This window comes from Duganella sp. AC917, assembly GCF_979258245.1.
Genome location: NZ_OZ409848.1, coordinates 6,002,777 through 6,017,590, shown reverse-complemented (window position 1 = coordinate 6,017,590; position 14,814 = coordinate 6,002,777). Strand labels below are relative to the sequence as shown.

Annotated in this window: 11 protein-coding genes and 1 tRNA gene; 8 read left to right on the top strand and 4 right to left on the bottom strand. The window is 64.1% G+C overall.

The window, feature by feature from the left end; all coding sequences use genetic code 11:
• Positions 1–293 precede the first annotated feature (293 nt).
• The 4 genes from ACZ0BA_RS26280 to ACZ0BA_RS26265 all read left to right on the top strand — a co-directional run bounded on the left by ACZ0BA_RS26280 (position 294) and on the right by ACZ0BA_RS26265 (position 6,251).
• Positions 294–896: a hypothetical protein gene (locus tag ACZ0BA_RS26280; RefSeq protein WP_463454066.1), complete on the top strand. Its 603-nt coding sequence runs from the start codon at positions 294–296 to the stop codon at positions 894–896.
• 191 nt (positions 897–1,087) lie between these two features.
• Positions 1,088–2,443 (top strand): MFS transporter, encoded by a 1,356-nt coding sequence (locus tag ACZ0BA_RS26275; RefSeq protein WP_463454065.1) that lies wholly within the window; start codon positions 1,088–1,090, stop codon positions 2,441–2,443.
• Positions 2,444–2,514: 71 nt separating this feature from the next.
• Positions 2,515–4,914, top strand: coding sequence for a S9 family peptidase (locus tag ACZ0BA_RS26270; RefSeq protein WP_463454064.1), 2,400 nt, complete (start codon positions 2,515–2,517; stop codon positions 4,912–4,914).
• A gap of 2 nt (positions 4,915–4,916) precedes the next feature.
• Entirely contained in the window at positions 4,917–6,251 is a 1,335-nt protein-coding gene (locus tag ACZ0BA_RS26265) for an alpha-amylase family glycosyl hydrolase (RefSeq protein WP_463454063.1), read from the top strand.
• Between the two features lie 11 nt (positions 6,252–6,262).
• Here the strand turns inward: ACZ0BA_RS26265 and ACZ0BA_RS26260 are convergent, their stop codons facing one another.
• Complete coding sequence (locus ACZ0BA_RS26260; protein WP_463454062.1) at positions 6,263–6,799, bottom strand: DUF2058 domain-containing protein; 537 nt, start codon at positions 6,797–6,799, stop codon at positions 6,263–6,265.
• Between the two features lie 139 nt (positions 6,800–6,938).
• The gene (locus ACZ0BA_RS26255; RefSeq protein ID WP_463454060.1) at positions 6,939–8,342 is read right to left on the bottom strand and encodes a M20/M25/M40 family metallo-hydrolase; all 1,404 of its coding nucleotides are present in this window, start codon (positions 8,340–8,342) and stop codon (positions 6,939–6,941) included.
• 158 nt (positions 8,343–8,500) lie between these two features.
• Between ACZ0BA_RS26255 and ACZ0BA_RS26250 the strand changes: the two genes are divergently transcribed.
• The 4 genes from ACZ0BA_RS26250 to ACZ0BA_RS26235 all read left to right on the top strand — a co-directional run bounded on the left by ACZ0BA_RS26250 (position 8,501) and on the right by ACZ0BA_RS26235 (position 12,218).
• On the top strand, positions 8,501–10,744 hold the full coding sequence (locus ACZ0BA_RS26250; RefSeq protein ID WP_463454059.1) for a family 1 glycosylhydrolase: 2,244 nt from the start codon (positions 8,501–8,503) through the stop codon (positions 10,742–10,744).
• A tRNA-Phe gene (locus ACZ0BA_RS26245) sits at positions 10,710–10,785 on the top strand. Before ACZ0BA_RS26250 ends, ACZ0BA_RS26245 begins: the two co-directional genes overlap by 35 nt.
• Positions 10,786–11,020: 235 nt before the next feature.
• Positions 11,021–11,932 (top strand): LemA family protein, encoded by a 912-nt coding sequence (locus ACZ0BA_RS26240; protein ID WP_463454058.1) that lies wholly within the window; start codon positions 11,021–11,023, stop codon positions 11,930–11,932.
• A 58-nt stretch (positions 11,933–11,990) separates the two neighbouring features.
• Positions 11,991–12,218 carry a hypothetical protein gene (locus ACZ0BA_RS26235; RefSeq protein WP_463454057.1) on the top strand — a complete coding sequence of 76 codons (228 nt, stop codon included), beginning with the start codon at positions 11,991–11,993 and terminating at the stop codon, positions 12,216–12,218.
• Between the two features lie 52 nt (positions 12,219–12,270).
• Here ACZ0BA_RS26235 and ACZ0BA_RS26230 read toward each other — a convergent pair whose 3' ends face one another.
• The gene (locus ACZ0BA_RS26230) at positions 12,271–12,813 is read right to left on the bottom strand and encodes an FxDxF family PEP-CTERM protein (protein WP_463454056.1); all 543 of its coding nucleotides are present in this window, start codon (positions 12,811–12,813) and stop codon (positions 12,271–12,273) included.
• A gap of 66 nt (positions 12,814–12,879) precedes the next feature.
• Positions 12,880–14,760, bottom strand: a complete 1,881-nt coding sequence (locus ACZ0BA_RS26225) for a S53 family peptidase (RefSeq protein ID WP_463454054.1) — start codon at positions 14,758–14,760, stop codon at positions 12,880–12,882.
• Between the last annotated feature and the right edge of the window lie 54 nt (positions 14,761–14,814).

Here is a 14,814-nt window from a genome sequence, read left to right as displayed (position 1 = left end):
CGGCTCAGGAAAATCGGCGCATAATTTCCCACTCAGTCAGGTTGAGTACGCATCAGTAATCACCGGCATGGCAGGTGTATAACGCGTTTTCCCCGCCGGTAATCTTCGAAGTTGGACGCCGAAGTTGACACTTATTATTGCAGCACAATTAATGATTTCTTACTAGTTGTGAACAATTGTAAATCGACGTTGAATGAGCTGAGCTCAGCGCTAAGGTAGACCCTCTACCCGCGCTGGCTGCAGTCACTCCTCGCTTGCCGCGCAGCCGAAGTCAGACGAATACGGGAAACGTTATGCTAACTGCCACTTATGTCTTACTGACACTTTCCATCGAACAGAAAAAAGAACGCCACTTTATCGCGCGGCTGCTGCAGCATGTGCAGTCGATCGCGCGCCGCCCGCAGGAGATCGATCCTGTGTTCATCGAATCCCAGCTCAAGGAGCTGACTAGCTTTGCCGAAGCGCGCCACCAGCGCAAGGTCGAGGCCTGCCTGATGCCGGCCGTGCGCGCGGCCGATGCCAGTTGCGCGGCGTTGATGAACGATCTCGAAACGCTCAGCCGGCTGGGCGGCGCGATGCTCAACGCGGTGCACAAATGCCTGCGCCGGGCGATGCGGCGCAGCGCCTCTCAGGGCAAATTCCTGTGCCGCACCATCGACCTGTATTGCCAGAATCTGCTCAAGCGCCTGGACAAGGAAGAACAGGAGCTGCTGCCGCTGGCGCAAAAAGTCATCTCCAGCGACGAGTGGTTCGAGATCGGCACCCAATTCCTGGCGCAGGAAGACGGCGACGCCGCCACCAAGCCCGAATTGCGGCCGCGCCGCAACGTCGGCGGCATCGGTTATAGCGCGCGCGACAACGACCGCGCGCTCGGCGCCAGCGCCGTCCGCATCTAATCCTCCTCCCTGCGCCACGATGGTGCGTGAAAACGCCGCCATCGTGGCGCTTTGTTGTTTTGAGTTCCCCATTGCGCCAAACGCTTGCCTAAGAATTTAGGCGCGGCTAATATCGGCTACATGCAGACCACTCTTGCCACCGCATCGTGAACCATGGCGCCACGCTTCTGCACCTGCGCGGCGCTGCCGGCATGGATGCAATCTACCGCAAGATCAGCTGGCGGCTGCTGCCGCTGCTGATGCTGTGCTGCGTGGTCGCGTACATCGACCGCGTCAACGTCGACCTCGCGCAGCGCCACATCCAGGACAGCCTCGCTTTCGGCAACCAGGTCTTCGCCTGGGGCGCCGGCGTATTCTTCTTCGCCTACGCGCTGTTTGCGGTGCCTTGCAATCTGCTGCTGGAAAAACTCGGCACGCGCAAAATCCTGCTGCGCATGATGCTCGGCTGGGGCGCGGCCACCGCCGCCGGCGCCTTCGTGCGCACGCCGCTCGAGTACTACACGATCCGCTTCCTGCTCGGCATGTGCGAAGCCGGCTTCTTCCCCGGCGTGATCCTGTATCTGACGTATTGGTATCCGGCGTCGCGGCGCGCGCGCGTGTTCGCGGTGTTCACCTCGGCCACGCTGGTCGGCGCTATCGTCGCCGGGCCGCTGTCGGGCGCCATGCAGCAGGCGCTGCATCTGCACAGCGGCATGCAAGGCTGGCAGTGGCTGCTGCTGGCGCAAGGCCTGCCGGCCGCGCTGCTGGGCATCGCCGCCTACTTCCACCTCGACGACCATCCGGACGATGCCAAATGGTTATCGGGTTTCGAACAGCAGATGGTGAGGCAGGATCTGAACCGCGACGAGGCGGCACTGGCCAAGGCCGCCGGCATCGATGAAGACGACGACGAGGATGACCCGCCGTCGCCGTTCGCCATCATCTGGTCGCTGCTCCGCGATCCGGCCATCTGCCTACTGGGCCTCGCCAACGTGCTGCTGGCCAGCGCCAGCTACGCGCTGGCGCACTGGGCGCCGGCGCTGATGCAGCGCTGGGGCGCCGGCGGCCCGCTGCAACCGGGCCTGCTGGTGGCGATCCCCGGTATCGCCGGCATCGTCGGCATGATCGCCATCGGCTACGACTCGGACCGGCGGCGCGAGCGGCGCGGCCATTTCATCGCCTGCATCGTGCTGGCCGCCGGCGGCCTCGGTCTGGCGATCGCCGCCGACAACGGGCTGGCATGGTCGCTGGCCGGCCTGTCGCTGGCGTCGCTGGGCATCTCGTCGGCGCTGCCGCTGCTGGTGGCCATCCTCACCGACCTGCTGAACCGCCAGCGCGCCGCCATCGGCATCGCGCTGGTGGGCGGCCTGGCGACGATGGGCGGCGCCGTCGGACCGGCATTGGGCGCGCGCGTGCTGGCATGGGGCGACAGCGCCGCCATGCTGGCCGCGCTGATCGGCATGTTCCTGACGGCGGGGCTGATCCTGCTGCTGGCGCTGCGCATGGCGCCGCGCCGTGGCGGCCCGGACGCCAAGGATGGACTGAGAGACAAGATGGCTCGTAACTGACTGTTGGGCTAGAATCGTGGACGCGTCGCAATCCGGCGCTCCCGTTCACCCAACTTCAAAGCGAACCATCCATGCGTTTTGTCCTGCCCTTCTCCACCACGCTGGCCGCCACACTGGCTGCGGCGTTCACGACCTTCGCGGCGCACGCCGCCACTGTAGCGCCTCCGACACCGATCACGCTGGACCAGGCCATGGCCAATCCTGACTGGATCGGCAACCCGGTGGAATCGGCATGGTGGGGCTGGGACAGCCGCCAGGTCTACTTCAAGCAAAAGCGCGCCGGCTCGCCGCTGCGCGACACCTTCCAGATCGCCGCCGGCGCGCCGAAACTGGTCGACGACAAGCAGCTGGCAAACCTCGACAGCGCCAATCCGGTCTACAACCGCGATCACACGCGCGCCATTTTGCTGCGCAACGGCGACCTGTTCGAACGTGACCTGAAAAGCGGCGCGCTGACACAAATCCTGCGCGGCACCACGCCGGCCGCCGATCCGCAATACACGGCCGACGGCGCCGGCGTGCAGTTCCGCGTGGGCAGCGACTGGTTCAGCTGGAGCCGCGCCGAGCGCCTGGTCTCGCCGGTGGCCGTGCTGCGCACCGCCAAGGACCCGGACGCCGCGCCCGACGCCAGCGCGCGCCGCGACCTGCAACTGCGCCTGCTCTCGACCCTGGCGCGCCAGAAGGAAGAGCGCGACGCGCTGCGCGAGCGCCGCAACCAGGAGCGCGGCGCCGACGCCACCCGCGCCCCCCAAGCGATCTACCTGGGCGAGAAGGTCGTTATCGAAACCAGCTCGCTGTCGCCGGACGGCCGCTACCTGCTGGTGGTCACCAGCGCTAAGGACGGCGACAAGCGACGCGTCGGCAAACTGCCGAAGTACGTGACCGAATCGGGCTACGAGGAAACCGACGACGAACGCAAACGCGTCAGCGACGAAGGCCCGCAGCCGCACCAACTGAAGCTGATCGAACTGGCCACGCGCAAGGTCACCGAGCTGTCGTTCGACGCCCTGCCCGGCATCAACGTCGATCCGCTGGCCGAGATGCGCGCCGCGCGCAAGCTCGATGCGCTCAAAGGCAATCGCAACGTGCGCTTCGAAAGCCGCGACGAATCGATTCGCTGGAGCGACAACGGCAAGCAAGTGGCCGTGATGGCGCAATCCATCGACAACAAGGACCGCTGGATCGCCACCGTGGACCTGGCCGGCGCCAAGCTGCAACCGGTGCATCGCCTGACCGATACGGCCTGGGTCAACAATCGTGGCAACGGCTTCGGCTGGCAGCCGGACAACAGCACGTTGTGGTACCAGTCGGAGGAAAGCGGCTACGCCCATATCTATCTGCAACCCGCCACCGCAGGTGCGGCATCGCGCGCGCTAACCTCGGGCAAATGGGAAGCCAGCAATGTCGAATGGTCGGCCGACGGCAAGACCGCCTACTTCCTGTGCAACCCGAAACTGCCGGGCACTTATGAAGTCTGCTCCAGCGGCACAACCGGCGGCGCGCTGAAGGAACTGACCTCGCTGGGCGGCGTGGAAAGCTTCACGTTGTCGCCGGACGGCCGCAAGCTGCTGGTGCGCTACTCGACCGCCTACATGCCGGCGCAAATCGCCACTGTCGATAGCAGCGGCGGCGCCGCCAAACAACTGACCGACACCCGCAACGCCGACTACAAGGCGCGCGAGTGGATCACGCCGCAAATCGTCGCGGTGCCGTCGACGCACGGCGCCGATCCGGTATGGGCCAAGCTGTATCGTCCGGCCACGCTGGAGCCGGGCAAAAAATATCCGGTCGTGATGTTCGTGCATGGCGCCGGCTATCTGCAAAACGTCACGCAGCGTTTCCCGGTCTACTTCCGCGAGCAGATGTTCCACAACCTGCTGGTGGAAAAAGGCTACATCGTGCTTGATATGGACTACCGCGCATCGCTCGGCTACGGCCGCAACTGGCGCACCGCCATTTACCGCCAGATGGGCCATCCGGAACTGGAAGACTACATCGACGGTTTGAACTGGATGGTGGCCAACCACCAGGGCGACGCCAAAAACGTCGGCATCTACGGCGGCAGCTACGGCGGCTTCATGACCTTCATGGCGCTGCTGCGCGCACCGGACCAGTTCAAGGCTGGCGCCGCGCTGCGTCCCGTCACCGACTGGACCACCTACAACCACGAATACACCGCCAACATCCTCAACACGCCGGAACTGGACCCGGAAGCGTACAAGGTATCGTCGCCGATCGAATACGCCGACAAGCTCAAAGGCCACCTGCTGATCGCGCACGGCATGATCGACGATAACGTCTTCTACCAGGACTCGGTGCGCATGGCGCAGCGCTTCATCGAACTGAAAAAGGACAACTGGGAACTGGCTTCCTACCCGCTCGAGCGTCACGCCTACGTGCACGCGGAAAGCTGGTACGACCAATACCGCCGCATCTATCAGCTGTTTGAACGCACGCTCAAAAAGGACTGACATTGAAACGACTTGCCACCTTGCTGCCGCTGGCAGCGCTGATTTGCACCCTTGGAGCGCCGCTGCAAGCGGGCGCGCAGAAAATCGCGCCGTCCGAGGTCACCGTCAAGCATCCGGCGTGGACGCGCAGCGCGAACATCTACGAAGTCAATCTTCGCCAGTACAGCAAGGAAGGCACGTTGAACGCCTTTGCCGCCACGCTGCCGCGCCTCAAGCAAATGGGCGTGGACGTGATCTGGCTGATGCCGATCCACCCGATCGGCGACAAGAACCGCAAGGGCGCGCTGGGCAGCTACTACGCCGTCAAGGACTACCAGGCGGTCAGCCCGGAGTTCGGCAGCATGGACGACCTGCGGCGCATGGTCAAACAGGCGCACGGCCTGGGCATGCACGTGATCCTCGACTGGGTGGGCAACCACACGGCCTGGGACCACCCGTGGACCAGCGAGCACGCCGACTGGTACAAGAAGAACGACAAGGGCGAGATCCACGCGGTCAGCTTCAAGAACGACAGCGGCGCCACCGAGGAATGGGCCGACGTCGTCGGTCTGGACTACGGCAACAAGGCGCTGTGGACGGCCATGACGGACGCGATGGCGTACTGGGTGCGCGAAGCGGGCGTCGACGGCTTCCGCGCCGACGCCGCCGGCATGGTGCCGACCGAATTCTGGGATCAGGCGCGCGTGAAGCTGGACAAGATCAAACCGGTGTTCATGCTGGCGGAAGCGGACGAGCCGGCGCTGCACGCGCGCGCGTTCGACGCCAGCTACGACTGGCAGCTGAACGGCATCATGCAGAAGATTGGAAAAGGCCAGGCCGGGGCCGCGGAGTTGAAAGCGTACGTCGCCAACCCGGCGAAAAGCTACGCGCGCGACGCCTACCGGCTGCAGTTCACCAGCAACCATGACATCAACTCATGGCAAGGCACGGACAAGGATTTGTACGGCCCCGCAGCCGGCGCGATGGCGGTGCTGAGCTACACGCTGCCCGGCATGCCGCTGGTGTACAACGGTCAGGAAGCGAAGCTGGAAAAAAAGCTGGCCTTCTTCGAGAAGGACGCCATCGACTGGAAGACCACCGAGCTGGAAGGCTTCTACGCGGGCCTGAATCAGCTCAAGAAGCAGAATCCCGCGCTATGGAACGGCAAGGCCGGCGGCACGATGCAGGTGCTCGACGTGATCAACGACCAGCTATTCGCGTTCCGCCGCCAGCAGGGCAAAAACACGGTGCAGGTGATCGTCAACCCGACCGGCGTACTCCAGAAATACAAGCTGTCCGGCGACGAAGGCCAGGCCGTCATCAAACCCTGGCGCTGGCGCATCATCGTCTCGGGATGACCCCCGGGTTTTTACCACATCAAATCGTCGGGGATCTGGAACGCTGCGTACGGGTCGTCCTCTTCCACTGGCGTGGTGGTTTTATTCACCCGCACCACCAGCGAGGCGTCGCGCTCGGCGATCTTGTCGGCAATCACGCGCGGCACCAGCTCCACCGCGCCGTTCATCACCACGATCACCAGCCGGCCCGCGACCAGATGCTCTCGCACCGCCGGCGAGACGAAAATCCGCTCGATCTTGGTGCCATGCGTGAAGTTGTAGGGGATGTCGCCCTTGCCCTTGTCCTGGCGGTTCTGCCGCACCATCTGCGCAATCTGCGCAACGATGGCTTTCTGATTGGCGGCGGCGTCGCGCTGCGCGTTCGCTTCGCGCGCGCGCTCGGCGTTCTTGCGCTGCACTTCCAGCGCCGCGATGCGCGCTTCGTCGACGGTCTGCTCGCCGGTGCGGCGTTCGACCTTCTTTTGCTTGCTCTTTTCCTGGTTGGCCAGTTTGACCTTGGTCTTGTCGACCAGGCCGGCTTTCAAAAACTGCTCTTGTAACGAGACCATATCGGCTACTCCGTAAATAGGCTCCGCCGCCAGCGCTGCGGCGCCGGAATGCGGAAAGACGCTAGCATAGCAAATATGGCGCGGCCGCCGACCTTTTTGCCATGGCCCTTTGCCGCCCTCGGGAGAATAAGATGGCGCCCTATTCCGTCGCCAGCCGCTTGGCCAGGCGGTACAGGTATTCCTGGCCGTCGTACAGCGACTTCACGCGGATATGCTCATTGAGGCCATGCGCGCCGGAGCCTTCCGGTCCGTGGAACATGCCGCTGATGCCATAGGTCCAGATGCCGGCGTTGTTCAGGAAGCGGCCGTCGGTGCCGCCGGTCGCCATTGTCGGGATCACGGGTACGCCCGGCCACATGTCGTTGCTGATCTCTTCCACCGCCTTCATCAGGGTTGGCGTCAGCGGCGGCATCGGGCTTACCACCCCTTCGCCGATGCGGGTGATCTTGATCTTGTCGTCGGCCAGCACGCGCTGCAAGGTCGCCTGCACCTCGTCGATGGGCTCTCCCGGCAGGATGCGGCAATTGACGGTGGCGCGTGCGCGCTGCGGCAAGGCGTTGTCGGCGTGGCCGGCATCGACCCTGGTCGCCACGCAGGTGGTGCGCACGGTGGAATTGTGGCTCGGATGGAGCGCGTACAGGCGCTCCAGCGCCGCTTCGTCCGGCGGCTCGCGCAGGATCGCCTTCATGTCGGCGGCCACCTGCCCCTGCTCGATGCCGGCCATGCGCTCGTAGTACGCGCGCGTGACGTCCGACAGCTTGAACGGGAACGCGAATTTGCCAAGGCGCGACAAGCCGTCGGCCAGATGATAGATGGCGTTGTCGCGATATGGCGTCGAGCTGTGTCCACCCGGATTGGTCACCTCCAGCTGGAAGCTCTGATACACCTTCTCGCCGGCCTGGATGCCGTGGCGGACCGGCTTGCCGTCCTTGTCCAACATGCCGCCGCCACCCTCGTTCAGCGCCAGCTCGGCGTCGATCAACGGCCGGTGGTGATTGAGCAGGTATTCGACGCCGTCGAATTTGCTCGGCACCAGTTCCTCGTCGCAGGTCAGCGCCATCACCAGATCGCGCTTGAGGGCGGTCTTTTCCTTTTTGTAGCGGATCATGTTGGCGACAAAGGCCGCCGCCATCGCCTTGTCGTCGGAAGCGCCGCGCGCGTAGAACACGCCGTCCTCCTCGATCAGTTTGAACGGATCGCGGGTCCAGTCCTCGCGTTTGGCCTCGACCACGTCGATGTGGGCCAGCAGCAGCAAGGGCTTGGCGCTGCCGTCGCCCTTCAGACGCGCGACCAGGTTGCCCTTGGCCGCCCCGCCGGGCGGCACCACGATGCGCAGGTCGGCATCCTTGTAGCCAGCCGCCTTGAGGCGCTTGGCCATTTTGGTGACGGCGACGGTGCACGAACCGACCGAATTGGTGGTGTTGGTCTCGACCAGTTCCTGATACACCTCGCGCATCTGCTTTTGCACCGGCGTCAATTCGGCGCCGTAGGCCGTGCCCAAGACCGCCAACCCCGCACCCAACCACCATGCCGCTCGTCCCATACCGCTCCCGTCGAAGTTGATTGCAAAATAGATAGCACAGCGATGAAATTAATACCCCGACATAATCGATGTCAAGGAAAGTGTCCGGTATTCAAGGCTGCGCCGGGGTCAGATTTTCTTGTCCATACTTATTGCAAGTTCGACTACTCAGCCACGTTATGACGACAAACAACGATCTGGAGCTCTGGGGCGGTCTGGAGGCGACCGTTAACCGGGTGCGCGACAACTATTTCAGCCAAATGGAACAGAACGGCCACGACGGCAGAATCAGCGACCTCGACCGCTTTGCCTCGCTCGGCATCACCTCGCTGCGCTATCCCGTGCTGTGGGAACTGGTCGCGCCAGACGGCCTCGACAAGGCGGACTGGTCATGGACGGACGAGCGCCTGCCGGCCTTGCGCAGCCTGGGCATCTCCCCCATCGCCGGCCTGGTCCACCACGGCAGCGGCCCGCGCGACACCAGCCTGCTCGATCCCGCCTTCCCCGAAAAGCTGGCCGCCTACGCCGGCGCGGTCGCCCGCCGCTATCCGTGGCTCGAGCAGTACACGCCCGTCAACGAACCGTGCACCACGGCGCGCTTTTGCGGCCTGTACGGGCTGTGGTATCCGCACGAGCGCAGCGACCGCGCCTTCGTGCGTGCGCTGCTCAACCAATGCAAGGGCGTGGTGCTGTCGATGCGGGCGATCCGCGCCGTCAACTCAAAGGCCAGGCTGGTACAGACCGACGACCTCGGCAAGACCTACAGCACGCCGGAAATGGCCTGGCAGGCCGAGTTCTACAACGAGCGCCGCTGGTTGCCCTGGGACCTGCTGTGCGGCATGGTCGGCCCGGCCCACGCGCTGTGGGACTACCTGCGCGAAAGCGGCGCCAGCGCCGACGAGCTGCAATGGTTCCGGGACAACCCATGCCCGCCCGATGTCATCGGCATCAACTACTACATCACCAGCGAGCGCTGGCTCGACCATCGGGCCGAGCACTACCCGCCGCAGGACGTCGGCGCCGACGGCTATGCCGACGTGGTCGCCGCCCGCGCGCTGGAAACGCCGCGCCCGGGCATCGGCCCGCTGCTGCAGGAGGCCTGGGACCGCTACGGCCTGCCGCTGGCCGTCACCGAAGCCCACATCGACGCCAACCGCGAAGACCAGTTGCGCTGGCTGCTGGAAATCTGGCAGGCCGCCGGGCAAGTGCGGCGCGACGGCATCGACGTGCGCGCCGTCACCGTGTGGTCACTGCTGGGCTCGTTCGACTGGAATTGCCTGGTCACCGAGCGCAAGGGCTACTACGAAAACGGCGCCTACGACCTGCGCGGGCCCGAGCCGAGGCCGACCGCGCTGGCGACGTTGATGCGCGAACTGGCCACCGGACGCGAGCCGTCCAGCCCGGTGCTGCGGGGGCTGGGCTGGTGGCGCCGGCCGGTGCGGCTGGTGTGTCCGCCGATGCCGTTCGGGCCGTCGCTGGTGCCGGAGCTAACGACGCCCCCGGAATCGGGCCGGCCGATCCTGATCAGCGGCGCCAGCGGCACACTGGGCGGCGCCTTCGCCCGGCTGTGCGCCGAGCGCCACCTGGCCTGCCACGTGCTGACGCGTCAGGAAATGGACATCGCCGACCCCGCCTCCGTGGACGCCGCGATCCGCCGCTATCGGCCGTGGGCCATCGTCAACGCCGGCGGCTATGTCCGCGTGCAGCGGGCCGAGCAGGACGTCGACCGCTGCCTGCGCGAAAACGCCAGGGGACCGGTGATCCTGGCGACCGCCTGCGCCCGCCACGCCATCGAACTGCTGAGTTTTTCCAGCGACCTGGTGTTCGACGGCAGCAAGGGCAGCCCGTATGTCGAAAGCGACCCGGTCGCCCCGCTCAACGTCTACGGCCAGAGCAAGGCCGAGGCCGAGCAGCGCGTGCTGGCGGTCCACCCGCGCGCGCTGATGGTGCGCACCAGCGCCTTCTTCGGCCCGTGGGACAAGCATAATTTCGTCACGCGCGCGCTGCGGACGTTGGCGGCCGGCCAGCCGTTCACCGCCGCGAGCGACCTGATCGTCTCGCCGACGTATGTACCGGACCTGGTCGACACCTGCCTCGACCTGCTGATCGACGGCGAGTGCGGCATCTGGCACCTGAGCAGCGGCAGCGCGCTGAGCTGGGCCGACTTGGCGCGGCGCGCGGCGGACTTGGCCGGGGTATCGACCGCGCGGCTGCAGGCGCGCCCGGCCACCGCGCTGGACATGGGCGCCGCCCAACCGGTGTTCAGCGCGCTGGGCAGCGAACGCGGCCAGCTGATGCCCCCGCTGGACGACGCGCTGGGGCGTTACTTGGGGGCGCTGGACGGGGGACTTGGCGAATCCAGACAGGACTGCTACAATAGCGCGCCTTGGCCTGGTAGCTCAGTTGGTAGAGCAGAGGATTGAAAATCCTTGTGTCGGTGGTTCGATTCCGCCCCGGGCCACCAAGAACAGTATCAAACAAAAACGCCAACCCATGCAGGTTGGCGTTTTTGTTTGTGGAAAGAAAAGCCCCCCTCTCTTCGATACCTCGTGCGTCGCACAGCGACCTGCAGGAAGTGCAATGTTATGATTACGTACATTTTCGTCAACGAATGACGAGGTGGCGTGTGATATTGGCTACAGCAGGCTGTTCCACCGGAATCGCCGCTTCGCTCCCAATCAATAACAAAGGATGTCCTCATGTCGGCACTGTTCGATTTCATCGGTACAATCATCAAGCTCGCGATATATACCGTCATCATCCTCGCTGTCATCGCGCTGTTCGGGTACAACCAGTTGCGCGCATTGTCGGAGGCCGTCAAGGCGGCCTTTTCCAACATCGGCGTGACCGCCCGCAAGCAGGTGAGCCTGACAAACCAGTTGATCGAAGCCGTCAAGGGCTATGCCGATACCGAAAAATTTGTGCATTTGAAAATCTCGGACGACATCTCGGCGGCCAATATCGCCCAGATCCAGCAGGATTCGCACTCGATGGTGTCGGCGATTAACGGCCTGGCGCAGCGCTATCCGGATCTGAAGTCGAGCCAACAGTACAACACCTTGATGGACGCCATCTACAACGTCGAAAACGACCTGGAGCGGCAACGCGAACGCTACAACGAGGCAGCGCGGGCGTACAACACCAAGCGCACGTCCATTCCGCACGTGTTTTACTCCGCGGCGCTGGGATTCCGCAGTGCTCCGTACCTGGACTTGCACAGCGGCGAACCGCAAGACATGGGCATGCTCAATTCCATGAACAATGACGACGGCGAACGCGTCAAGCAATTGCTCGGCGCAGTAGGTTCGCAAACAGCCACTGTGCTGCGTACCGTCAGCAATAAAGCCGTAGAGCATGGCAAGGTCGCCGTTAACGCGGCGCAGACCAGGATGAAGCAGAATATGGTCACCGAGTATTCGTATCTCGATCAGGACCGCAATCCGCAAGGCCCGGTATCGCTCGACACGCTGTCGCAACTGCAAACGCAAGGCAAGGTTTCGGCCACTACGCCGGTCATGGCGATCGGCGATAAAGTCTGGACCACGCTCGGCGCGGTTATCAACGTAGAGCGGACCACCGATGCCGCCCGCCACGGCGACACCGCGCTATAGGAATTCCGCTGTTCAGCAGACGTTTTTGCTTTATGCTGTATGGAACAAGGAGTCAAACGTGGTTTCTTCTTCTATCGCATCAACGTCGCTGGTTCTGCTATGCCTGACCGCTTGCGCGCCGGCCAAGCAGGAGCCAGCGTCGCCCGCCCCGTCCACAGCAGCATCGAGCGCCGCGTCCGGCCAGCGCTGCGCGCCTCCACCGCCGGCCACCGCCACCAGCAAGTTGCGCCATATCCCCGACGAAAACGATCCCTGCGCCAATTCGCGCGGCTTGCCGCCACGCTGACATAAAAAAAGCCGCGATCGCTCGCGGCCTTCTGTCGCAACAACCCGACGACTCAAGCGCGACGGCGACGCGCGGCGCCAGTGACGAACACCATGCCGACCAGCAGCATCAGCACGGTCGATGCTTCCGGCACTGCGGCCACCGGTGCGCCGAAAATCTGCCCACCGTAGGCGCCGCCGTTGACCAGGTAGGTGCCGGCGACAAACAAGCCATACGTCCCGGAGTTCAGGAACAACGGCGCACCGGTGACCGAACCGACATTGGTGCCGTCGACGCCGTACAGCGTAGTCTTGTCGCTGTAGTCGAAGATGGCGAAGCCGCTGTCGGGGCCGGCAAAGCTCACGCCGGGCGAGCCGACCTGCAGCAGCGAGGTGATCGACACCGAGATATTCTGCGCGTCCGGCACGTTGAACAGGAAGATGTCGGCGAAACTGGTGCCGGCGACGTGCGCGGTATCGTTAGCGCCGGCGAAGGTCCAAGTATTGCTGAACACGCCAGGTGGACCGATATCCTTGGGGATGAAGATATCGGCGTGCGCGGCGGCGCCGCACAAGGCCAGCGTGGCGGCTACGATCAGTTGTTTTAGGAATTTCATTTGCGATCCGTTTAGAAAGTTATATGGAGGCAGCGGCACTCGCCGCTGCGGCTGCTTACTTGGTGGTTATTTGACGCCCAGCACCTTGGCCAGCGCGGTCACGTCCAGCGATCCCAGCCCGGTGGCCGGGTTGTATCCGGCGGTCGACTGGTAATACTGGTTGGTGCCGGCGGTGATCGGTTTGAACGGCGAGCCCGGACCGTAGCCGTAGGTTTTAAAGGCGGCGTACAACTGCGGGTTGATCGGTCCGACGCGGCCGTTCAAGCCGGCGCTGATCAACGTCAGGATGCCGTTCAATTGCGGCGCGACAAAGCTGGTGCCGCCCGAACCGGTCGACCATTCGCCGTTGGTGTAGACCGCGTAACCGCTGTACGGGTCGGCATTGAGCGACACGTCGGGCAAGTTGCGGCCGGCGATGTTGGCCGGGACATCGAGGTAGTCGCCATAGCCGGGGCCATTGTTGAACACCGAGTTTTCGCACACCAGCGATTGGGCCGCGGCGGTTTTCTGCACACCAGGCAGGTTCTTCTGGAACGACGGCACGCCGTACAGGGCGCTGACGCCGCCGCCACCGCCCACGGCCAGATAGTCGGAATAATACAAGTCGGTCCCGTAGTGGGTGACGATGTAGTTCTTCAGGTAATCCCAACCCCAGGCGCGCTCGGTCGGCACCGTCACGTTGCCGAACTTGTGCGGCGAGGTGTTGGGCAGCGTGGTGCCGCCGGCGGCCAGCACCAGCGGATCGGCGGCCGGGAAATCAACGCCAAGCAAGGTGGTGCACTGCGGGTAAGGCAAGCCACGGTTGATGTCGAACGCGCCCGAGTCGCCACTGGCGGCGATCACCGGAATGCCTTGCGCCGCAGCCTGCAAGAACACGGTATGGAAGGCGGCCAGGGTGGCGTCGTCGGAATAGACTTCCGGACTGCCCCAGCTGACCGACAGCACGTCGACCAGATTTTCATCCACCGCTTGCGCGAACACGTCGATGAAGCCGGCGTCGGTGTTCGGCGCCAGATACACCCGCAGTTTTGCGCCCGGGGCCACGCCACCGGACTGCTGCACGTCAAGCGTGGTTTCGCCAGCGCCGTCGCTGCCGGGACCATCGGACGGGTTAGGACCGCCGTCCACCAGCACATCCACAATGCGGTCGGCGCTCACCGGGAGGCCCAGCTGATGCCAGTAAGCATACGCGTCCGATTGCAGATAACCGGCCAGCGTGGCGATGCCAACAGTCTTGCCGGCGCCGGTGATGCCGCGCGCATACAGCGGGTTGATGTTGTACTTGGCAGCCAGATCGACCGTGGTGTACTCGCCGGCGGAACCACCAATGGCGCCGGCGACCTTGATATTGATGTCGTTGACCAGCGGTCCCGTGCGCGGCAGCGCGGTCGAGCGTTTATTGAACCGCGATTTCGTGCTGATGCCGCTGACCGATTTCACCACCGACGCCAGCGCCGCAGGGATGGTCGGCGCGGTGGCGGGCGCCTGGTAGCGCGCGCCCAGCAACGAATAGCTGTGTACGGTGGAACCGAAAGCGGCGGCGATCTGGGCGTTGGTGCCGGTGGCGGTGATCTGCAAGTTATTGCCGAAGACCTTGTTGACGGTGAAGCCTTTGGACTTCAGGTAGGACAGCACCGCCGCGACCGACTCCGCGCTTTGCCCGTAGGCGGCGGCGAACTGTTTCGGCGTGATGAACTTGCGGAAGTTGGGACTGGCCGGATCGCTCAGACCAGCAATGAAGGCGTCGAGCTGATCGGCGTTGCGCAGCGCCAGCGACAGGGAAATGGTCTTCACATCCGTCGCGGCGGCAACGCCCAGATCGACGATGCGCGGATCGGCGGCGACGCGCGGTTTCGTCAGCGGCGCCGCAACGGGCACGTTGATGGCCTGCGCACCGCAGGTCACGGCCGCCAAGGCGGCGCACATTATCAAAAGCTTGCTGTTCATTTGATCCCTTTTCAGCTGGCGTAAATGTTAAATGACGAATGATGTTGGAAAGCC